This window comes from Mesorhizobium sp. (assembly GCF_017306585.1).
In the GTDB taxonomy this organism is placed as follows: domain Bacteria; phylum Pseudomonadota; class Alphaproteobacteria; order Rhizobiales; family Rhizobiaceae; genus Mesorhizobium.
In genome coordinates, this window is record NZ_JAFKIC010000108.1 from 22,760 (window position 1) to 42,691 (window position 19,932).

The 19,932-nt window shown below is 61.5% G+C and carries 18 protein-coding genes; 17 read left to right on the forward strand and 1 reads right to left on the reverse strand.

Going from position 1 to position 19,932, the window contains the following annotated elements; genetic code table 11:
• Window positions 1-17: 17 nt before the first annotated feature.
• The 14 genes from J0I79_RS04935 (at window position 18) to J0I79_RS05000 (ending at window position 14,854) form a co-directional block, all read left to right on the forward strand.
• Window positions 18-566 carry a flavin reductase family protein gene (locus J0I79_RS04935; RefSeq protein ID WP_292855489.1) on the forward strand — a complete coding sequence of 183 codons (549 nt, stop codon included), beginning with the start codon at window positions 18-20 and terminating at the stop codon, window positions 564-566.
• Between the two features lie 11 nt (window positions 567-577).
• On the forward strand, window positions 578-994 hold the full coding sequence (locus J0I79_RS04940; protein WP_292855565.1) for a carboxymuconolactone decarboxylase family protein: 417 nt from the start codon (window positions 578-580) through the stop codon (window positions 992-994).
• 34 nt (window positions 995-1,028) lie between these two features.
• Window positions 1,029-2,150: an LLM class flavin-dependent oxidoreductase gene (locus J0I79_RS04945; RefSeq protein ID WP_292855490.1), complete on the forward strand. Its 1,122-nt coding sequence runs from the start codon at window positions 1,029-1,031 to the stop codon at window positions 2,148-2,150.
• A 187-nt stretch (window positions 2,151-2,337) separates the two neighbouring features.
• A complete protein-coding gene (locus tag J0I79_RS04950; protein ID WP_292855491.1) occupies window positions 2,338-3,492 on the forward strand; it encodes an ABC transporter substrate-binding protein in 1,155 nt (384 codons plus the stop codon).
• A gap of 77 nt (window positions 3,493-3,569) precedes the next feature.
• Entirely contained in the window at window positions 3,570-5,129 is a 1,560-nt protein-coding gene (locus J0I79_RS04955) for a sugar ABC transporter ATP-binding protein (protein ID WP_292855492.1), read from the forward strand.
• On the forward strand, window positions 5,126-6,100 hold the full coding sequence (locus tag J0I79_RS04960; protein ID WP_292855493.1) for an ABC transporter permease: 975 nt from the start codon (window positions 5,126-5,128) through the stop codon (window positions 6,098-6,100). Before J0I79_RS04955 ends, J0I79_RS04960 begins: the two co-directional genes overlap by 4 nt.
• Before the next feature lie 58 nt (window positions 6,101-6,158).
• The gene (locus J0I79_RS04965) at window positions 6,159-7,139 is read left to right on the forward strand and encodes an ABC transporter permease (RefSeq protein ID WP_366013812.1); all 981 of its coding nucleotides are present in this window, start codon (window positions 6,159-6,161) and stop codon (window positions 7,137-7,139) included.
• 20 nt (window positions 7,140-7,159) lie between these two features.
• Window positions 7,160-8,539 (forward strand): NAD-dependent succinate-semialdehyde dehydrogenase, encoded by a 1,380-nt coding sequence (locus tag J0I79_RS04970; protein WP_292855495.1) that lies wholly within the window; start codon window positions 7,160-7,162, stop codon window positions 8,537-8,539.
• 53 nt (window positions 8,540-8,592) lie between these two features.
• Window positions 8,593-8,997, forward strand: a complete 405-nt coding sequence (locus tag J0I79_RS04975) for a GFA family protein (protein ID WP_292855496.1) — start codon at window positions 8,593-8,595, stop codon at window positions 8,995-8,997.
• Between the two features lie 83 nt (window positions 8,998-9,080).
• A complete protein-coding gene (locus tag J0I79_RS04980) occupies window positions 9,081-9,476 on the forward strand; it encodes a hypothetical protein (RefSeq protein ID WP_292855497.1) in 396 nt (131 codons plus the stop codon).
• Window positions 9,463-10,338 carry an alpha/beta hydrolase gene (locus J0I79_RS04985; protein WP_292855498.1) on the forward strand — a complete coding sequence of 292 codons (876 nt, stop codon included), beginning with the start codon at window positions 9,463-9,465 and terminating at the stop codon, window positions 10,336-10,338. Before J0I79_RS04980 ends, J0I79_RS04985 begins: the two co-directional genes overlap by 14 nt.
• Window positions 10,339-10,428: 90 nt before the next feature.
• Window positions 10,429-11,736 (forward strand): NAD(P)/FAD-dependent oxidoreductase, encoded by a 1,308-nt coding sequence (locus J0I79_RS04990; RefSeq protein ID WP_292855499.1) that lies wholly within the window; start codon window positions 10,429-10,431, stop codon window positions 11,734-11,736.
• Between the two features lie 64 nt (window positions 11,737-11,800).
• Window positions 11,801-12,841: a zinc-binding dehydrogenase gene (locus tag J0I79_RS04995; protein ID WP_292855500.1), complete on the forward strand. Its 1,041-nt coding sequence runs from the start codon at window positions 11,801-11,803 to the stop codon at window positions 12,839-12,841.
• Window positions 12,842-13,927: 1,086 nt separating this feature from the next.
• The gene (locus J0I79_RS05000) at window positions 13,928-14,854 is read left to right on the forward strand and encodes an ornithine cyclodeaminase family protein (protein ID WP_292855501.1); all 927 of its coding nucleotides are present in this window, start codon (window positions 13,928-13,930) and stop codon (window positions 14,852-14,854) included.
• A 115-nt stretch (window positions 14,855-14,969) separates the two neighbouring features.
• On the opposite strand, the gene J0I79_RS05005 is transcribed toward J0I79_RS05000, so the two are convergent.
• Window positions 14,970-16,109, reverse strand: a complete 1,140-nt coding sequence (locus J0I79_RS05005; RefSeq protein WP_292855502.1) for an aminotransferase class I/II-fold pyridoxal phosphate-dependent enzyme — start codon at window positions 16,107-16,109, stop codon at window positions 14,970-14,972.
• Window positions 16,110-16,329: 220 nt separating this feature from the next.
• Here J0I79_RS05005 and J0I79_RS05010 point away from each other — a divergent pair, with 220 nt between their 5' ends.
• The 3 genes from J0I79_RS05010 (at window position 16,330) to argH (ending at window position 19,927) form a co-directional block, all read left to right on the forward strand.
• A complete protein-coding gene (locus tag J0I79_RS05010) occupies window positions 16,330-17,766 on the forward strand; it encodes an aldehyde dehydrogenase family protein (protein WP_292855503.1) in 1,437 nt (478 codons plus the stop codon).
• A gap of 159 nt (window positions 17,767-17,925) precedes the next feature.
• Entirely contained in the window at window positions 17,926-18,396 is a 471-nt protein-coding gene (locus J0I79_RS05015; RefSeq protein WP_292855504.1) for a cupin domain-containing protein, read from the forward strand.
• 10 nt (window positions 18,397-18,406) lie between these two features.
• Complete coding sequence (gene argH, locus J0I79_RS05020; RefSeq protein WP_292855505.1) at window positions 18,407-19,927, forward strand: argininosuccinate lyase; 1,521 nt, start codon at window positions 18,407-18,409, stop codon at window positions 19,925-19,927.
• The last annotated feature ends 5 nt before the right edge of the window (window positions 19,928-19,932 follow it).

The window sequence follows — 19,932 nt, forward strand, 5'->3', positions numbered from 1 at the left end:
TGCTCTGGGAGGAGGACGTGCAGGACATCGCGAGTGGCGATCTGGTGGCCGATTTCAAGTTGGCAATGCGTCGGCTGACTTCGACCATATCGCTGATAACAACTGCACATGCCGGTCGGCGGATCGGGATGGCGGCGACTGCGGTGCAGTCGGTGACAGCTGACCCGGCAACGCTTCTGGTCTGCATCAACAGAAACGCCAGCATCAGTGTGCCGCTGCAGGAGTCCAGGCGTTTCGCCGTCAATCTCCTGCACCTCTCGCATGCTGATCTGGTGCCTATTTTCAGTGGCAAGTTGAAGGACGAAGCCCGGTTCGATCACGGAACGTGGGAGGACGACGAGGGTATCCCGGTTCTCGCCGACGCTCAGGCCGCGTTGGTCTGCGATGTATCCGGCATGGCGGCGATCGGCTCTCATGATGTCTTTTTTGGCCGCGTCACAAGCATAGAGGTTCGGCGTGAGGTTTCGCCGCTGCTTTACGAAGACGGCCGCTTCGTCCGTTCGACCAATTTGCCCAACAAAATCAAATCCGTGCCGTACGATGATTGGCAATCGATATTCTTCTGAAGGAGCACCTGATGACGACCAATACGAAGATCAAATCGCCTGATGGCCTGGAGCTATCGGAACGTTTCCATAGCGGCCTGAGGACTCGGCGCGAGGTCCTGGGCGGTGCCTATGTCGATGCCTCGATCGCCAAGGCGACTTCGTTCACCTGGCCGATACAGGAACTGGTGACGGAATATTGTTGGGACGCGGTCTGGAACCGCCCAGGCCTGAGCCGCCAGCAAAGGTCGCTGCTCAATTTGGGAATGATTTCGGCCCTCAACCGCCCGCACGAACTTAAGCTGCACGTTCGCGGCGCACTGACCAACGGGCTTACCAAGGATGAGATCTGCGAGGTCTTCCTGCAGGTATCCATCTATTGCGGTGTTCCCGCCGCGATCGACAGCTTCCGCGTGGCCCAAGAGGTGTTCGCCGAGATGGACGCCTGACAGCGAATTGCCTGAAATAATTTTGGAGTAAGAAATGGACATTCAAGATCATTTCCGCGAAGCGGGAAACCCGATGTTCAACGACAACGCGCTGAAGCTTGGCGTGTTCGGTACGAATTGCTCGGGCGCCTGCGCCATCACCATGGCCGAGACGACCTTCGAGCCAACCTTCGATCACAATGTGAAAATCGCGCGCCAGCTGGAAGCGGCGGGCTGGGAATGCATGGTGCCGATCGCGCGCTGGCGCGGCTTCGGCGGCCCGACGAATTTCAACGGCGTCAACATGGACACGTTCACCTGGGCCGCGGCCCTTGCCGCTGTGACCACGAAGCTTCAGTTCTTCTCGACCACCCATGTACCGACCTTGCACCCCATCGTCGCGGCAAAGATGGCGACGACGATCGACCATATTTCCAAGGGCCGTTTTGGTCTCAATCTGGTGACCGGCTGGTTCACGCCGGAGATGGAGATGTTCGGCCGGCCGATGATGGAGCACGACACCCGCTACGACTACGCGGACGAGTGGATGGATATCATCTCGGCGCTGTGGCAGCGCAACGGGGTCAATTTCGAAGGCAATTTCCTCAAGGTGAACGACGCTTTCAGCGAGCCCAAGCCTTACAACAAGGCCGGCCGCCCGGTGCTGATCTGCGCCGGCGCTTCCGGCAAGGGGCTGGATTTCACCGCCAAGCACACGGATTTCAGCTTTGGCTTCATGCAGGACATGGAGATCGGCGCCGCTTGGGTGAAGAAGGCCAAGGATCTCGCTTTCAAGGAATACAAGAAGAAGCTCGGCACCTTCACGGCCTGTCCCGTGGTCGTGCGAGAGACGGAGAAGGAAGCTTGGGACTACTACGACTACTACGTAAAACAGAAGGGTGACTGGGAAGCCTGCGAAAACATAGCCACTGTTCTCCAGGTGCAGTCCCAGAACCACTCCGCAGAAATGTACCAGAAGTTCAAGGAGCGGTTCATCGCCGGCTGGGGTGGGTATCCCTTGGTCGGCAATCCTGAACAAGTGGCTGACGGCCTGGTCAAGTTGAAGAAGACCGATGTCGACGGCGTTCTGCTGACGATGGTCGACTACAATGAGGAACTGCCGTTTTTCAACGAGCGGGTCATGCCGCTGCTCAAGCAGGCTGGTCTGCGCCGCTAGGCGGCGCCGACCGACAGAGTTCGAACGACCATAACGGGAACCAATCCTCGCGCCGTTCGAACGGTTCTAGGTCGACCAAGACCAGACCGCTTGACGACGGGGAGGCCACGGGAGTGCAGGCGCATCGCTTGCGTCGCCCCTGGCGCATGCCAAATCAATGGAGGAGACGATGAATATAGTAAGACGAATGACCCTCGCAGCAGGCTGCATCCTGGCGTTGGCGACAGGGCCGGCCTTTGCGCAAAGCGCGGTCGGGGAACTGCCGCCCGACCAGCAGGAGCTCTACAAGCTGGTCGACCCGGCAATTCCGCTTGGACAAAGCGCCTATCGCGATTTCAAGCCGAAGAAAGCACCGCCATGGAAGATCGGCTATGCCTCGACCTATGCGGGGAATACGTGGCGCGCCGCGATCCTGAAGGAATTCACCGAAGTGCTGCTGCCCAAGTACAAGGAAGCCGGGCTGGTTTCCGACCTGGTGGTAACCCAATCCGATCTCAAAGATGCCGTGCAGATCCAGCAGATGCGACAGATGGTGGATGATGGCGTCGACGCCATCATCATCTGCTGCTCCAACGTCACGGCGATCAACCAGACGATCGAATATGCCCACTCGAAGGGCGTCCCGGTCTTTTCTGTCTCCGGCTATGTAACGTCACCTTATGCGATCACCGCCAGCGAGAACAACACCCAGGGCGGCTATGTGTCCGGCAAGTGGCTGGCGCAGGAGATCGGCGGCAAGGGCAACGTGCTGCTGGTCAACGGCATTCCCGGCTTTGCGTCGTCCGACAGCTTCGACGTCGGTGCGAAGAAGGCCCTTGAGGAGTTTCCCGACATCAAGCTGGTCGGCACGGTTGCCGGCCAATGGACCGACCAGGTCGCCCAGGTCGAGGTGCAGAAGTTCCTGGCGACCAATCCGACCAAGATCGACGGTATGATCGTCCAGTCGGCTTCCGAAAACGGCGTTCTCAACGCGGTGCTGCAATCCGGCCGCGACATGATGCCGATCGTACTTGGCGGCGAGGCATCGGCGGCCTGTTACTGGCGCAACAATCCGAAGTTCGTCTCTAAGAGCTTCCACTTCTGGCCGCCGGCGAGCGATGCGCGCCTGGTCTGGGACGTGATGATGCGGACGCTCGAGGGGCAGGGGCCGAAGATCCAGTCGATCCTGCGTCCCGCGCTACCCTACACGATCGAGGACGTCAACGCGGCGTTGAAGCCGGACTGCGACACGAACTCGACCGACTGGGTTGAACCCGCCAATGACGGCTGGTGGCCGGCCAGCGTCGCACCCGGTTACTTCCTGAGGCCGGAGGATCCGCTGGCCTGGCGCCCCAAGAGCTGATGCCCAAGAGCTGATGCGACGACGGCTGGCTGCGATGCAGCCAGCCGTGTTTTCCCGGAGCGCAGGAGGAGAGCGCCATGACACCGCAGAATGAGATCACGATCCGCCTCAAGGGCGTGTCGAAGTCGTTCGGCGAGACCCGCGCCCTTCGCTCGGTCGACTTCGAGGCCAGGGCCGGTGAGGTCCATGCCATCGTCGGCGAGAATGGTTCCGGCAAGAGCACGATGGCCAAGATCATGTCGGGCGTGCTGCTCCCGGATCAAGGCGATGTCGAAATCCTCGGCCGCAGACCCCGCAATCCGATCGAAGCTTGTGACGCCGGCCTCGCGACGATCTTCCAGGAAGTTCTCGTCGCCGACGAGGCCAGCATTCTCGACAATCTCTATGTCGGTCGTGACCGGTTGTTGGGCCTAAAGCAGTCGCGAGCGGACCGGGTAGGCGAAGCTGCCGCCCTGATGCAACGCTTCGCGGGGGAGCCGGTCGATCTCGGTGCCCAGGTCGGCAGCCTGCCACTCAGCATGAAGCAGTGGATCGTCATTGCCCGTGCGATCCTGCGGCGGCCCAAAATTCTCATCCTGGATGAATCGTCGGCGGCGCTCGACCTTGCCGCGACGGTACGGCTGCACGAGGCCATCAACGATTTGCGCAATGCCGGGTCGACCATACTGATCGTGACGCACCGGATCGCCGAACTCGTCCGCATCGCCGATCGCGCCACCATCCTTCGTGATGGCGAGGTGGTCGGCATGATTGGAAAGCAGGATATCACCGAGGAAAATCTGCTCGCCATGATGACGCCAGCCGACCGGCATGTGGCTGTTTCCAAGGAGGTTGTGCGGCTGCCGCGGAAAGGCGCCGTGCCGCCGGTTATCCAAGCGGATACGCTGCGGCTTTCGGCCGGCTCTCCTGATTTCTCGTTCTCTATCGAGCCAGGTCAGATCGTTGGTATCACGGGTCTCGACGGTCAGGGACATGACGCGTTTGTTCGCGTCCTCGCCGGCATTGCCGCTCCCGCCTCCGGCATGCCGAAAGTCAGAACCCCGGCAGGCGTCGAAGTGCTTGACTGTCTGGCCGCGGCCGAGAAATTGGGCGTCGCCTATGTCTCGGGGGACCGCAAGCGCGAAGGCATCTTTCCGGACCAGAGCATTTTCGAAAACCTTGCCATTGGCGCCTACAGTCAGAACCTTTCCAGTCTTGGCATTATTCGCCGTTCGTCGCTCGGCCAGATGTTCCAGCAGGAAGTGAGCCGGTTTCGCATCAAGATCGGCCGGCCGTCCAACAAGATCACTTCATTGTCCGGCGGCAACCAGCAGAAGATTCTCATCGGCAGGGCTTTTGCGCGCCGGCCCAAGGTGATCGTGCTTAACGATCCCGCGCGCGGCGTCGACCTTGGAACCAAGCGCGACCTCTATGCCGAGTTGCGGCTCTTCGCCGACCAGGGCGGCGCGGTGATCTATCTCTCGAGCGAGATCGAGGAGTTTCTCGGTTTCGCCGACCGCGTGGATGTGTTCGTCGGCAACACAATCTTCCGATCGCTGAAGGGGAATATGCTCGATGAGGATGAGATCCTCGCCGCCATGTTCGGGCAAGACCGCAGCCAGCATGTTTCATTCGTTGCAAAGGATGTTGCATCATGAACCGGGCAGCGAACCGGCGCGTTCTGGCGCATTACGGCTATCTCGCGGTTCCACTCGGCCTGTTCATCGTGCTGACGATACTTGCCGCCATGCGCAGCCCCAATCTGTTTACCGGCACAGGCTTGGCGGGCGCCGTCATTGTCGCGGCACCTCTCATCCTGTGCACCCTGGCGCTTACGCCCATTGTCATGGTTGGCCGCGGCTCCGTCGATCTCTCCATCGGGCCGCTCATGGGCTTCGTCAACGTGACGCTCGTTGCCTGGCTCACCCAGGGCGGGTTCACGCATCCGCTGGCGATCTTCGCCTGGGCCATGGGGCTGGGGGCTGCCTTTCAACTATTGCAGGCACTGGTAATCCTCTATGTCCGGGTGGCGCCCATCATCGTCAGCCTGTCGAGCTACCTGGTGTTGACCGGCGTCAATCTGCTCATCATGCCGCGCGCCGGCGGTCTTGCGCCAGACTGGATGATGGCCTGGGGTGCCGGCCGCAGCCTGCTTTCGCCGGTGACGTTCGTCGTGATCGCGGCGCTGCTCCTGTGGGCGGTCTTCTGGCGCAGCACGCTGCATGGCCATGTGCGCCTCACCGGTGCTGACGAGCGTATGGCCTATACGTCAGGCGTCGCGACCGAGAAGGTTCGGATCGGCGCCCATCTGCTGGGCGGCGTATTCGCCGGGCTGGCCGCAGTCTGCTACACTGGCCTGATCGCTTCGGGCGATCCGACACAAGGCGCAAATTATACGCTGCAGGCGGTCACGGCTCTCGTCCTGGGCGGCGCCAGCCTTTCCGGAGGACGCGGCGGCGCTGTCGGGTCCGTGCTCGGCGCACTCAACATGTTCCTGGTCGCCAATCTTCTCGCGACCTTCCATTTCGAGATGATTTCGGGCGCCGCGACCAAGCTTGCTTTCGGACTGATCCTCGTCGTCTCGCTGCTGGCCAACGCGCTGACCGCCAACCGGATGTCCACCCGATAGGAGACCCATGATGGTTGCGATTCCAACCGGTTCCACAGCTTCGAAAGGTACGGGCGGCATGCTGGCGGACAATTTTCGCGAGAACCGATCGATCTTTGTCGGCATTAGTCTGCTGATCCTGCTGGTTGTCTTCGGTGCATTGACGGTCAGCGGTTTCCTGTCCGTCCAGAACGCGCGCTCCATACTTCTTCTGGCGGCTTTTCTTGGGCTGGCAGCATTGGGACAGACCCTGGTCGCGCTGCTCGGCGGGCTGGACCTGTCGATCCCGTTTGTGATCGGCTCGGCGAACATCCTGCTGCCTAAACTGATGAACAACGGACTGCCGCCGTCACTGGCCATTATTCTCATCGTGCTGCTTGGCATAGCGGCGGGCTGCGCCAACGGTCTTCTGAGTTTTCGGCTACAGGGTCAGGCCCTGATCATGTCGCTCGGCGTTGGCTTCGCGGTCCAGGGGGCAGCCGAAATCTACACCTCTCTCAACTCCGCCTTTGGCGGCACCAGCTTCGCCCCGGTGCCGAAATGGCTGACGAACCTGGCCGCCTTCAACGGCAAGACCTTCGGACTACCGATCCCGCCTGTGGTGGTCATCTGGCTGGTGCTAACCGTCACGTTAATCTGGGTGATGCGCAACACCTGGTTCGGGCGCGGCGTCTATGCGCTGGGCGGCAGCCGCATTGCCGCCGCCCGGTTGCGCATTTCTGAACTGCGCACCTGGGTCACGGTCCATGGCATATCAGGTGGCATGGCGGCCCTCACCGGCGTCCTGCTTTTGGGCTTCTCAGGCGGTGGCTTCGTCGGCGTCGGCGATCCCTACCTCTTCAGCACGGTGGCGGCGGTGGTCATCGGTGGCACGTCGCTGCTCGGTGGCTCCGGCGGATATGGCGCGACGGTGCTTGGCGCGCTGGTGCTGACGGTGCTGACCTCGCTGCTGGTGGGATTTGGCCTTGGCTATGCCGGGCAGCAGGCGGTGATCGGCCTCATCATCGTGCCGATGGTAGCGATCTACGCCCGCATTCCGCAAATCCGCAACCAGATCTGAATCGGTATCGAGAGATCGTCATGGCCGTAGCATCATCGCTGCTCGACAGGCTCGCCGACAAAACACTCATCCGGGAGGCGGGAGCGGTCGCCGGCGCATGGCTGGGCGCAGCTGACAGCAGCGCCACCTTCGATGTCCACAATCCGGCGACCGGTGAAAGGCTGGCCACCTTACCGGATTGTGGCGTTGGCGAGATACGCCGCGCAATCGAGACCGCCCACGCCGCACAGAAAACTTGGGCAGCGCTTGCCGCGAGGGATCGCGCTGGCAAGTTGCGACGGCTCCATGATTTGATCATGACCAACCAGTCCGATCTTGCCGCGATCCTGACGGCGGAGATGGGCAAGCCGCTGACTGAGGCCAAGGGCGAGATTGCCTACGGTGCCGGCTACATTGAGTGGTATGCCGAGGAAGCGAAGCGCGTCTATGGCGACGTCATTCCGGGTCACCAGCCGGACAAGCGCATTGTCGTACTCAGGCAGCCCGCCGCCGAGACGCCGCTCTCCGCCCTGGCATTGGCGGCCCTCGCGGAGCGGGCCGGCATACCGCTGGCATTGTTCAGCGTCGTGCCGACAACAGGCGCCGCCACCTTCGGCCGCGAGGTCTGCGCCAACGACCTCGTGCGCAAGCTCACCTTCACCGGCTCGACGCAGGTCGGCCGCAAGCTGATCGCCCAGGCCGCCGAGAAGGTGCTCAGATTGTCGATGGAATTGGGAGGCAATGCGCCCTTCATCGTCTTCGACGATGCGGATCTTGAAGCAGCGGTCGAAGGGGCCATGCAGTCGAAATACCGCAATGCCGGCCAGACATGTGTCTGCGCCAATCGCATCTATGTGCAGGCCGGCATCCACGATGCATTCGTGGCACGCCTGACCGAGAGGGTCGCCTCTCTTGAAGTCGGTGACGGTTTCGCTCCATCCGTGGCGATCGGTCCGCTCATCAACGAAAAGGCCGTCGGCAAATGGCAGGAACATCTCGACGATGCCGTCGGCAAAGGAGCCAGGGTCGTTGCCGGCGGACAGCGCCATTCGCTGGGTGGCACGTTTGTCGAGCCGACAGTTTTGACCGGGGTGACTTCGACCATGCTTGTGGCGCGCGAGGAGACGTTCGCTCCGCTTGCGCCCATTTTCCGGTTCGAGACGACCGAGGAGGTCGTCAGGCTTGCCAACGACACCGAGTTTGGATTGGCCGCCTACTTCTTCGCCAGAGATCTCAGCCAGATCTGGAAGATCGCGGAAGCGCTCGAATACGGCATGGTCGGCGTCAACACCGGGCTGATTTCGACCGAGGTCGCACCCTTCGGCGGGGTCAAACAATCGGGCTTCGGACGCGAAGGGTCCCGTCACGGGCTCGATGACTATCTGACGATGAAATACGTCTGCCTCGGCGCAATCGCCTGACGCGTGACAAACTGGACAGGCACGGCGGCAGCCGAGGCCAAGGAGGTGACGATATGCTGAAAGGCAAATGCCATTGCGGGCAAGTACAGTATGAGGTCTCGGCAATCGAAGGCGGCTTGTGGCACTGTCATTGCCGGACCTGTCGCAAGACCCATGCCGCCCAGCGCAATACCGCCGCGCGTGTGAATCGTGAGAATTTCCAGCTGACAGCGGGCGCCGACAGGCTGACTTCCTATCAATCCATGCCCGGAAAATTCAGGCACTTCTGCTCAGGCTGCGGCTCACATATCTACGCTGAATACCCGGACCGCCCCTTTGTGGTGCTGCGCGCCGCCACGCTGGACGATGATCCAGGCGTCCGCGTCACGATGAACGTATGGATGTCGCACGATCTGCCATGGCTCGCGGACGACCCGACCGTGCCGCGATACCAAGAGGGTCCGCCACCGGCTCCATAGGGCAGCGATCAGGGACGGCGCCACAGGCTGGTTCGCCAGCTGTCAGCGCGCCGAACTCCCAAACATAACAATGGAGAACGAGAATGCTGCCGGACCAGAAGGCGTTCATCGAGACTGCAAGACGGGATTTCGAATTTACCCGGGAGACCCGGTATCTGACAGGGATAGTAAAGTTGGCCTTCGGCGATGAGACTTGGGCGCTCAACTTCGCCGATGGTGCCCTTGCCGGGATTGCTGACGGTCGAGGTCTCTCCGATCAGGAATGCAAGATCGTCGTTGAGGGTACCCCCGATCAATGGGATGAACTCCTCAAGCCCAAGCCGCGCCCATTCTATCAATGCATTCAATCCGCGGCCGTAAAGCACGGGATGAAGCTCAGCGTCAGCAATGAGACGTTCGCGTACCTGCCGGGGCTCAACCGCATGACTACGCTTCTGCGCGATCTGAGAAACGGGAGGGCCGGACATGACCAGGCATGATCCGATCACGGGCCGCTACGTTTATCTGACGGTGGAGGGCATCGAATACCGCGTCTATTACGAGGAAGCCGGCCAGGGCATTCCCCTGATCGTCGGTCACACCGCCGGCTCCGATGGGCGCCAGTACCGCCACATGCTGTGCGATGGGGACGTCACGAGCAACTATCGCGTTATTGCGATGGACCTGCCTTATCACGGCAAGTCCCTGCCGCCACATGGTGCGCGCTGGTGGGAGCAGGAATACAACATGACCAAGGCCAGGATGATGGCCTTCCCCAACGCCTTGTCGGACGCACTCGGGCTCGAGCGGCCGGTGTATTTGGGCAGTTCGATGGGTGGTCACCTTGCCGTTGATCTGGCATCCAATTTCCCGGAGCGCTACCGCGCCACGATCGCGGTAGAAGGCGCGCTACGCTCGGCAACGGAATATGTCGATGTCGGCATGGCTGGCATCCGCAACGAATTCGACAATCCGAATGTCAATCGCACCTCCATTGGCGCAGCCATGATGCTCAATATTTCGCCCTATTCCCCAGAGGCGAATGTTCGCGAAATCCAGTGGGAATATAGCTGCGGCGGTCCGGGCATTTTCGCCGGGGACCTCTACTACTATTATTATGATCACAACATGTCCGACGATGAAGCCAGAGCCATCGATACGTCGAAATGCATGCTCTACATGCTTACCGGTGAGTATGATCCCAACACTTCTCCGAAGGAGACGCAAGCGCTGGCCGACCTCGTCAAGGGATCGAAATTCTGGGCGATGAAGGACCTGGGGCATTTCCCGGTCACCGAGGACTATACCAAGTTCCGCCAATACCTGCTGCCGATCCTTTCCGAAGTGAGAGCCGGGTCCTAGGCAAGACCTGCACGGGACCCGAGCGGGTGAAATGTGCCTTGGGCGCCTGGCCAAGGTCAGCGAGCGGCGAAGCGTCCAGTGGGGGATGGAATGAAGACCCAAATTGTGGTGGTTGGCGGTGGGGCCGGCGGCCTCGCACTGGTGCGACGGCTTAGGGCAAAGCTCGGGCGCGAGGCATTCGATGTCATACTCATCGAACAAAACCACACGCACATCTGGAAGCCTTTGCTCCATGAGGTCGCGGCAGGTTCGCTGGACGCTAACCTGGATGAAATCGGCTATCGCAGCCACGGCCCTCGATGGGGCTACCGGTTCTTCTACGGCTCGCTGGAATCCGTAGATAGGGCGGCGCGCCAGGTCGTCATCGCTCCGATCCTCGATGAGGATGGGTCAGAATTGATCGGCCGGCACTGCGTTCGCTACGACTATCTCGTTATCGCGATAGGATCCGTCTCGAACGACTTTGGCACTCCGGGCGTCAAGGAGAATTGTCTCTTCCTCGAGAACCGCATCCAGGCGGATCGCTTCCGGCTCAAGTTGCTCAACCACTGCCTTCGGGTTTCCAGAACGATGTCGGCTGCCCCATCGTCGGAAGCTTTCGTCGATATCGCCATCGTGGGAGCCGGCGCCACGGGCGTCGAGCTGGCCGCCGAGCTTTACAACTCCGCATCGGCGCTCAAGCATTATGGTCTCGAAGTCTTTGATGAGAGCCGTCTCAGGGTTTCGCTGATCGAAGCTGGTCCGCGAATTCTGCCAGCGCTGCCGGATGCCGTCGCGGCCGCAGCTCACAAGGAACTCGAGATCCTTGGGGTCAGGGTCCTTCCCAACACGGTTGTCAAAGAGGCGACCGCGACAGGGATGAGGACCGGAAGCGGGGAAGAGATCAGATCGGACATCAGCGTTTGGGCCGCAGGGGTGCGGGGACCGGATATCTTGCGTCACATGGATGGACTGGAGGTGGTCCCCAGTGGTCAGCTCGCTGTCCTTCCAACACTCCAGACGACATACGACGAGCGGGTTTTCGCACTCGGAGACTGCTGCTTCTTAAGGCAGGTGGGTCAAGAGCGGCCAGTGCCGCCAAGAGCTCAGGCGGCACATCAGATGGCATCGACCGTGTATCGCAATATCCTCAGCCTGCTCGCGAAGGAACCCCTTGAACAGTTTGTCTACCGTGACAGGGGGTCTCTGGTCTCGCTGAGCCGGTTCTCGACGGTTGGCAATCTGATGGGGAGTTTGGTCGGTGGTCGTATGGCGGTTGAAGGGAGGCTGGCCAGAATGGTCTACATGTCGCTCTATCGCATGCATTTGCTGGCTATTCATGGGTGGATAAAGGGCTTGGCGCTGATACTGGTCGGACACGTCAACCAAGTCGTCCGACCGAGGTTGAAGCTGCACTGAGCGACTGCCGTTTACCGGGGCGGTTATAGAGTGGAGTTCAATTTCCGATCCGAAGGGAACATCAATGCAAGCGGCCTACATCGCTGGTCATGGTGGGAATGAGGTGGTGAAGGTCGGCGATTTTCCCGATCCGGTCCGGGGTGCGGACGAGGTTTTGATCCGCTTGCATGCAGCCACTGTAAACCGAGTTGATTTGTACATGCGCGACAGTGGCGCTGGAATTACGCATCGGTTGCCGCAGGTAATGGGGCTCGACGGTGCAGGGACGGCAATCGCCATTGAGAATAACGAGAAGCGGATCTGTGTTGGCCAACGTGTGATCGTTCATCCGCTAATTTTCTGCGGGCGCTGCGAGTTTTGCGTCGCTGGAGATCAGGTCTTGTGCACCAGCGCATCCTATCTTGGGGAACACCGCGACGGCGTCTTCGCTGAGTTTGTGAGCGTTCCCGCCCGCAATGTCTTCCCTATGCCAGAGGGGTGGAATTTTGTTCAATCAGCGGCACTGGGCGTTAACTTCCTGACTGCATGGCGCATGGTCTTTTCGAAGGCGGAAATGAAACCCTGGGAAACCGCCTTGATCTTCGGAATTGGCGGAGGAGTGTCATTAGCGGCGCTGCAGTTGATAAAGGCAATGGGCGGGCAAGTAATTGTGACATCGCGAGACGAGGCGAAACTCGCAAGGGCAGCAGACCTCGGCGCAGACTACGGAATCAACGGCGAACGGGAGGATGTGAGCCGAAAAGTGCTCGAAATTACGGACAAGCGCGGGGTCGACGTAGTGATTGAGAATGTCGGCGAGGCAGTTTGGTCGCACGCTCTGCGATCACTGGTCCGGGGAGGGAGACTGGTAACCTGTGGCGCGACGTCAGGTGACCAGCCCGGCGCTGACCTTCGCAGGATATTTATCAGGCAGTTGCGGATTCTCGGCTCAACACTGGGAACCCTTGGCGAGTTCCATGATTTGTTGCAATTTGTCGACCATCACCAGATCAAACCGGTCATCGATAGTACCTACGACCTTTCGGACGTTCATTCCGCCCTGGATCGCCTCGAATCTGGACGTCAATTTGGAAAGGTTGCCATCGACATATGCGGACTGCCATAGCCATCCGGAGGTCTTAGGGCATGGACTTGAGTCTGCTTTCGATTGGGACCCGAGCCGCGCGAATGGCATTGTGGCTAGCGGCATATGAAAAGCCGCACCTACAGGTCGATATATGGCAGCACCAACCAGCAACTGCAGGGAGCTTAAATAGAACCCTTGCCAACGCGAGCCGTCCATACATGGCTCATTTCGGTCATTCACTAGTTCCTGGCGACTCGCAGTTCGCCAGACGATAAGAGTGCATTTAGCTCGGCGCTTCGACTGCGTACCTCTGGTTGCGCTCACGACGCAGCGATAAATGTGTTACGTATTGTGATACCTATTGTGATACAAAATCGGTCATGAACACCGGGAAAAAGAAAATAGAAACAGTGGCATAGGGCCGAAGACGATCCCAGCCAACGGTACCATTGGCCCTTCCTGTAAATCGTTGTGATTAATATGCAGCCGCTGGGAACAATCAGCGCGTGGAGAGGGCACGGATAGCGAGGCGTTCTTCCTTGCCCTGTGGTCCACGATTGCCTGCTCCAAGTGGTCATATGGCGGAAGCCAGACCAAGCGGCGGACCGTGATCGCGAGACCTGCGCTGAATATTGACCAGAAGGACTATAGAACGTAGCCTTTCACCAGAGGCCACGTCCTCCACTCTGTGCGAGTGAAAATGTCCGGGACGGCCCGGCGGTTAGACCGCCGGAGTTCCACCGTGAATCGTCACCTCCCGCAGCTTGCGCTGCTTCTCGTTGCCACGCTGTTCGCCTTGGGCTTATCGGTCCACTATGACATCGACGGTGCACCCGCTTTGATCGGGTTCGGCTTTCTGTTGGGTGCCGTTGGGCTTGCTATCCAGGCCCGGTCACGGAAGCCGCCGCGCGGCCGTGACTAGTTAGCAACGTTGTTGGCAGTCACCACGGCACAGGATAACGACCTGTCGAGCTGCCTTGTCGGCGCTGTCGCCTTCGCAGGGATATTCCATGGCTTGGAGATATTCGACAGAAGATCCCGCGACAGGCGGTTACAATCCTCAGCCGGGTTCCATCCTGTAGACGCTGAGGCTGCGATGACGGCTGTTTTCAATCTTCCCAGATCATGAGCGCGCTCTGCGGCATCGATGTCGTAGCCGAGATGGAGACAGCGTTCGATCTCTATTCCCGGGGGCTGGTGGCGGTCCCGCCCGTCGGCGAGTTGCTGTTCGAACAGCCGCCGGGCGAGATGCATATCAAATATGGCGCTATCGGGGGCGATAGTGTCTTCGTCATCAAGATAGCGACCGGCTTCTATGAGAACACGACAATCGGCCTGCCTTCGTCAGGAGGGGTCGTGTTGGTTTTCAGCGCCCGCACCGGCGCGCTTGTGGCCATATTGCAAGACGAAGGTCATCTCACCGACATCCGCACCGCCGCCGCCGGTGCGGTCGCCGCCAAGTGGCTGATGCCGGACGATCTCCAATGCATCGGCATTTGCGGTTCGGGCAGCCAGGCTCGGCTGCAGGCGCAATACCTGCGTGAGGTGACGTCGTGCAGAACATTGGTCGTGTGGGCGCGCAACGCCGAAAAGGCGGCGCGTTGTGCCGCCGACATCGCCGCCCTCGGCTACGATGCGCGAGCCGTTGCGTCGCCTCGGGAACTCGCGGCTCTTGCCGGTCTCATCGTCACGACGACAGCCTCCAGGGATCCATTCCTGATGGCGCCCTACATCCGTCCCGGAACCCATATCGTCGCGATGGGGACCGACACACCCGAGAAGTCCGAAATCGATGCTGCCGTGCTCGGCCGAGCGACATGTGTCGTCGCCGACAGCCGCTCGCAATGTTTCGAGCGCGGCGAAATCCATCACGCGATCGCCCAGGGCCTGATTTCGCCGGAGCGTATTGTGGAACTGGGGGAGATCATCGCGGCGCAAGGACTGGAAAGGCGGGCCAACGACGCGATCACCGTCGTCGACCTCACAGGCGTTGCCGTTCAGGATATCGTGCTGGCCAAGGCGGTGTGCGCGAAACTGGGTCTTGTCGTCTAATGCATGTCGCGCAAAAGTGACCTCGGTTTTGCGACGGCATGCATCAAACAATGACCTAGCGCGTCGTGTGAATCCGTTTTCACGCGACGCGCTTTAGAGGTGAGCGCGGCTGGCTTTACAGCGCCGCCTCGGCCTGTTTGCCGAACTCGTCCTGAAGGAAGCGGTCGAGCCGCTGCAGCGCTTCCTTGAAATGATCGGGCTCGCCGCCGATGCCGAGGCGAAGATGCCCCTCCATTCCGAACCAGCTGCCGGCGACCGCGAACACGCTTTGCGTCTCGCGCAGCCTGCGGCAGAAATCGTCCGATGAAATCGGAAGGTCGTAGCGCAGGAAGGCCATGGCGCCGGCCTGCGGCGGGACCCAGCTGAAGATCCCGCTACGCTGCGCTATCCATTGCGAAAGCTGGTCGAGATTGCGCGCGAGTAGGTGGCGGTTGCGGGCCACGATGCGCGCGCGCTTTTCCGGCTGCAGGGCAAACAGGGCAATCCGCTGCCCGAGCGCGTTGCTGCCGATCGTCGTGTAGTCCTGCCGCTGCATCGCCTTCTGGATGATCTCCTGCGACGAGACGATCCAGCCGATGCGCAAGCCGGCGAGCGCCATCGCCTTCGCCGTGCCGCCTGTCACCACCGTCATTGGCGCGGTCGCGAAAAGCGTCCCGGTTTCCGCGCCGGCGAGTTCCGCGCCGCGATAGATTTCATCGGCATGCAGGGCGATGCCATGATTTGCGGCAAGCGTTGCCAGGCCCGTTCGTTCTTCGGCCGAAAGCACACCGCCCGTCGGGTTGTTGGGATTGCAGACCGAAATCAGCCTGGTGCGTGTCGTGATCCTGTTCGCCACCTCGTCGAGATCGAGGGCCCAGCGATTGCCCGACAACCGCAGGGGTACCTCATGGACCTTTGCCCCGAGCGCCTTCGCCAGCCCGGGCAATTGCATGAAATTGGGCGTGACGATGATGGCTTCGTCGCCGCTGTCCAGCAGGCTCATCACCGCCAGCATGTTGGCTTCGGACGAACCGGTGGTGACGAGAACGTTGTCGGCGACCGCACCGGGATAGAGCGAGGCGATCGCCTCGCGCAGGGCCGGCTCGCCTTCGGTATGGCCATAGCCGAGCGGCAGGTCGAGCAGCGCTTCGGTCTCATGCGCGTCGAGCAGTTCGCGCATCGTGAACGGATGCAGGCCGCTCTCGGTCAGATTGTAGTCGACCGTATTTTCCCAGATCGACTGGCTGCGTTCGAGTTCGAAGAGGTCAATGCGCATGTCGGTTCCTATCGAGAGTGCGTCATCGGCACGGATCGGCGCGATGTGTCGGGGTGACGCTAGCGCCGGCCGACGCAAGGTTCGCCCGAACCCTCCGATGACGTGGCAGAAGATGTTCGGGTCCGCCACGCCAATGACAGCATATTCTTCCGCGCCGGCGCCATACAGGGGCGCGCGGCTTCGCATCCCGGCGTGCCGCTGTCCATAGCGAGGGTTTTGCATGCCGCAGGTCAGGAACAACTACATCGATGGAGCGTGGCGCTCGGCCGAACACAGCAGCGAGAGCCGCAATCCGTCGGACACGAATGAACTGATCGGCAGCTTTGCCATCGCCAGTACCACCGACGTTCGCGATGCGGTGACCGCGGCGCGCAAGGCACTGGCCGATTGGAAAGAGACCTCCCCGCAACAGCGTTTCGACATTCTCGACCGGGCCGGCGACGCCATTGCCCGGCGCAAGCAGGAACTGGCGACGCTGCTGTCGCGCGAGGAGGGCAAGACCTTGCCCGAGGCCGCCGCCGAAGTGGCCAAGGCGGCCCATACTTTCAAGTATTTCGCCGGTGAGGCGGTGCGTCTGTCCGGCGCAAGCCTGCGCTCCGTGCGAAACGGCGTCGATGTCGATGTCCGGCGCGAAGCGGTCGGCATCGTGGGGCTGATCACCCCGTGGAATTTTCCCTTCTCGATCCCCGCGTGGAAAACCGCCCCGGCTTTGGCCTATGGCAATTGCGTGATCCTCAAACCATCCGAACTGACCAACGCGATCGCCTGGGAACTGGCCAGCATCCTGCACGAAGCCGGCGTGCCGCGCGGCGTCTTCCAGATGGTCATGGGTGGCGGCGAGGTCGGTTCGGCGCTGGTCACCGATCCAGCCGTCGATGCCATCAGCTTTACCGGCTCGGGCGCGGTTGGCCGCATGATCGCGGGGCAAGCGGTGGCGCGCGGCGCCAGGCTGCAACTCGAACTGGGCGGCAAGAACCCGCTTGTGGTCGCCGATGACGCCGACCTCGACAAAGCCGTGGATGCCGCCGTGCGCAGCGCCTTCTATTCGACCGGGCAGCGCTGCACGGCGTCGAGCCGCGTCATCGTCGACGCCGCCGTCCACGACGCCTTTGTCGAGCGGCTGGTGGAGCGCGCGAGCAGGTTGCGCGTCGGCAACGCGTTGGACGCCGCCTCCGATATCGGCCCGCTGGTCAGCGCGGATCAACTCAGTCGCGTTTCCCGCTACGCTGAAGCCGCCCCTTCCGACGGAGCCCGCCATGCCTTTGGCGGCCGCGTGCTCGAGGCGCCGGCGAACGGCTACTATTTCGAGCCGGCGATCTTTCTGGACGGCGACATGCGACAGGCCATCAATCGCGAAGAGGTGTTCGGGCCCGTTCTTTCAGTGTTCGAAGCCATCGATTTCGATGATGCGGTGCGGATCGCCAACGACACCGAATTCGGCCTCAGCGCCGGCATTTTCACCGCATCGCACGCCAAGGCCCGCGCCTTCATCCGAGCCAGCAACAGCGGCATGGTGATGGTCAACCTGCCGACCGTAGGCTCCGACTACCACGTGCCGTTCGGTGGACGCGGCGCCTCTGCCTATGGCCCCAAGGAGATGGGGCTCGGTGCGATCGAATTCTTCACCCAGACCAAGACCGCCTATGTCGCGGACTAGGTCCGGGTTGCTTTGCCTCGCGACACGTTCTGTCGTGAGTCCGGACAAGGCGACAGAAACCAGTTTCGGCGGCGACGGAAACGGAAACTTGTGCTCCCGCCGGTGGCCTATCGTCGGTTTCGATACCAGCCCAAAGGCCGGCACATAGAAGGAGCCATGATGTCCAATTCGCCGCGCGTGATCGATCCGGAAACCATCGAGCCGGATACAAGATCGACATATCCGCAGCATCTGCAGGAGCCGGTCAAAGGACGTCGCAAGCGGCGGCTTGGTTCGCTTGCGGGCCTCGCCAGCCTGTCGGCTGTCCATGTCGAGTTGCCCAGCGGCTGTGCATCATCGCTCAGGGTCTGGCACAGCCACGAGGACGAACTCATCCTTGTGTTGAAAGGCGAGGCGACACTGATCACGGACCAGGGGGAGCAACTCGTTCGTGCCGGACAGGCCATCGGCTTTCCCGCGGGCGAAGCCAATGGCCATCAGATCGTCAACCGTGGCGAAACCCCGGTCGTCTTCGTCGAAGTGGCGAGTTTTGCCGAAGCCAACGTATCGACCTATCCGGACGACGACCTGCTGCAGATACCGGACGGCCGCGGCCGCCGGTTCGTGCGCAAGGACGGCACTCCTTACTGAGGCCGGTATCATGCAATCCAAGGTTTCTCCGCGCCTTGCCGAGCCGCTGGCTCCCGAGATCCTCGATCTCGTCTTCCGGCCGCGCATCGAACGGGAGCTTGCTCTCGGCATCGACGATCTGTGCGCGGTCAACGAGGCGCATCTCGTGATGCTCGCCAGGATGGGTCTGATCGAACCGGCGGTGGCGCGCGGTCTGGCCGGGACGCTGTCCGCAATCCGCAGTGATGGCGACGGGGCGATCCCGCGCGATCCGGCGCGGGAGGACGGTTACTTCAACTTTGAAGCGGTTCTGATGAAGCGCGCTGGCTCGGATGCTGGTGGGCGCCTGCATCTCGCGCGCAGCCGCAACGACATCAACGCAACGCTCGATCGGCTGGCGATGCGGCGGATAGTCCTGGATCTCCTGGGCAAAGTCATCGCGCTGCGTCGCGCTCTGCTGCATCGGGGACAGAGCTTTGCCGACGTTCTCATGCCCGGCTACACACATATGCAGCCGGCGCAGCCGATCACGTTCGGGTTCTATCTGACGGGCATAGCGCAGGCCCTGGCTCGCGACGCATCGCGCCTGTTCAATGCCTATCTGGCCGCCGATACGTGTCCTCTCGGAGCGTGCGCCTTCGCGGGCACCTCCTTCCCGATCGACAGGCAGCTGGTCGCCGACCTGCTTGGTTTCAGCGCCGTCCATGTCCATGCCCAGGACGCGGTGGCTTCACGCGACTATGCCTGGGAGGCAGCCGCCGCCGTCCTCGGCATGGCGGCCAATTGGGGGCGGTTCGCGCAGGACATGTACATCTGGGGCACGCAGGAATTCGGCCTCGTCCGCATACCCGACAGCATCGCCGGCACGTCGAGCATCATGCCGCAGAAGAAGAACCCGGTCGCGCTTGAATATCTGAAGGCGAGTTCCGGCGAGGTGATCGGCGGGCTCAACGCCACATTCGCAATTTTGAAGGGTGGGCATTTCAGCCATGCCGGCGACACCGGCCGCTCCTCCCTGGCGCCGCTCTGGCCGTCGCTGCGCCTCGCCGGCAATGCGCTGGCGATCAGCCGTCTGGTCGCCGAAAAGATCGAGCCCGACGTCGAGACGATGCGGCGGCGCGCCGCTGCCGGCTTCTCGACCGCCACCGATCTTGCCGACTGCCTGGTGCGTGAGGGGCACCTGTCGTTCCGCCAGGCGCATCATGTCGTGGCGGACCTGGTGAGGGATGCGCTGGAGCGTAACCTGCAACCCCACGAGATGGGTCACGAGGACGTGCTTGCCGCGCTCACAAGAGTGCTCGGCCAGACCGTCGAGATGTCGCATGAGGCCGTCATCTGGGCGCTCGATCCACGCCGCTCGGTCGAGGTCCGGCGATCGACCGGCGCGGCCTCACCAGCCGAGACGCGGCGCATGATCGCGGCGGCCTCCGCTGAGGTCGATCGTGATCAAGCCAGGCTCGACGCGCTTCACCAGCATCTCGCATCGGCGCGCAAACAGTTGAACGAACAACTCGACACGCTTCGGCAAGCCAGTGGCCCTTCGCCAGACTGAGGCGG

What these genes read in the sequence shown, in the direction of transcription:
- J0I79_RS04940 (WP_292855565.1), top strand. Translation starts at nt 578, where the DNA reads ATGACGACCAATACGAAGATCAAATCGCCTGATGGCCTGGAGCTATCG.
- J0I79_RS04945 (WP_292855490.1), top strand. Translation starts at nt 1,029, where the DNA reads ATGGACATTCAAGATCATTTCCGCGAAGCGGGAAACCCGATGTTCAAC.
- J0I79_RS04950 (WP_292855491.1), top strand. Translation starts at nt 2,338, where the DNA reads ATGACCCTCGCAGCAGGCTGCATCCTGGCGTTGGCGACAGGGCCGGCC.
- J0I79_RS04955 (WP_292855492.1), top strand. Translation starts at nt 3,570, where the DNA reads ATGACACCGCAGAATGAGATCACGATCCGCCTCAAGGGCGTGTCGAAG.
- J0I79_RS04960 (WP_292855493.1), top strand. Translation starts at nt 5,126, where the DNA reads ATGAACCGGGCAGCGAACCGGCGCGTTCTGGCGCATTACGGCTATCTC.
- J0I79_RS04965 (WP_366013812.1), top strand. Translation starts at nt 6,159, where the DNA reads ATGCTGGCGGACAATTTTCGCGAGAACCGATCGATCTTTGTCGGCATT.
- J0I79_RS04970 (WP_292855495.1), top strand. Translation starts at nt 7,160, where the DNA reads ATGGCCGTAGCATCATCGCTGCTCGACAGGCTCGCCGACAAAACACTC.
- J0I79_RS04975 (WP_292855496.1), top strand. Translation starts at nt 8,593, where the DNA reads ATGCTGAAAGGCAAATGCCATTGCGGGCAAGTACAGTATGAGGTCTCG.
- J0I79_RS04980 (WP_292855497.1), top strand. Translation starts at nt 9,081, where the DNA reads ATGCTGCCGGACCAGAAGGCGTTCATCGAGACTGCAAGACGGGATTTC.
- J0I79_RS04985 (WP_292855498.1), top strand. Translation starts at nt 9,463, where the DNA reads ATGACCAGGCATGATCCGATCACGGGCCGCTACGTTTATCTGACGGTG.
- J0I79_RS04990 (WP_292855499.1), top strand. Translation starts at nt 10,429, where the DNA reads ATGAAGACCCAAATTGTGGTGGTTGGCGGTGGGGCCGGCGGCCTCGCA.
- J0I79_RS04995 (WP_292855500.1), top strand. Translation starts at nt 11,801, where the DNA reads ATGCAAGCGGCCTACATCGCTGGTCATGGTGGGAATGAGGTGGTGAAG.
- J0I79_RS05000 (WP_292855501.1), top strand. Translation starts at nt 13,928, where the DNA reads ATGAGCGCGCTCTGCGGCATCGATGTCGTAGCCGAGATGGAGACAGCG.
- J0I79_RS05005 (WP_292855502.1), bottom strand. Translation starts at nt 16,109, where the DNA reads ATGCGCATTGACCTCTTCGAACTCGAACGCAGCCAGTCGATCTGGGAA.
- J0I79_RS05010 (WP_292855503.1), top strand. Translation starts at nt 16,330, where the DNA reads ATGCCGCAGGTCAGGAACAACTACATCGATGGAGCGTGGCGCTCGGCC.
- J0I79_RS05015 (WP_292855504.1), top strand. Translation starts at nt 17,926, where the DNA reads ATGTCCAATTCGCCGCGCGTGATCGATCCGGAAACCATCGAGCCGGAT.
- argH (WP_292855505.1), top strand. Translation starts at nt 18,407, where the DNA reads ATGCAATCCAAGGTTTCTCCGCGCCTTGCCGAGCCGCTGGCTCCCGAG.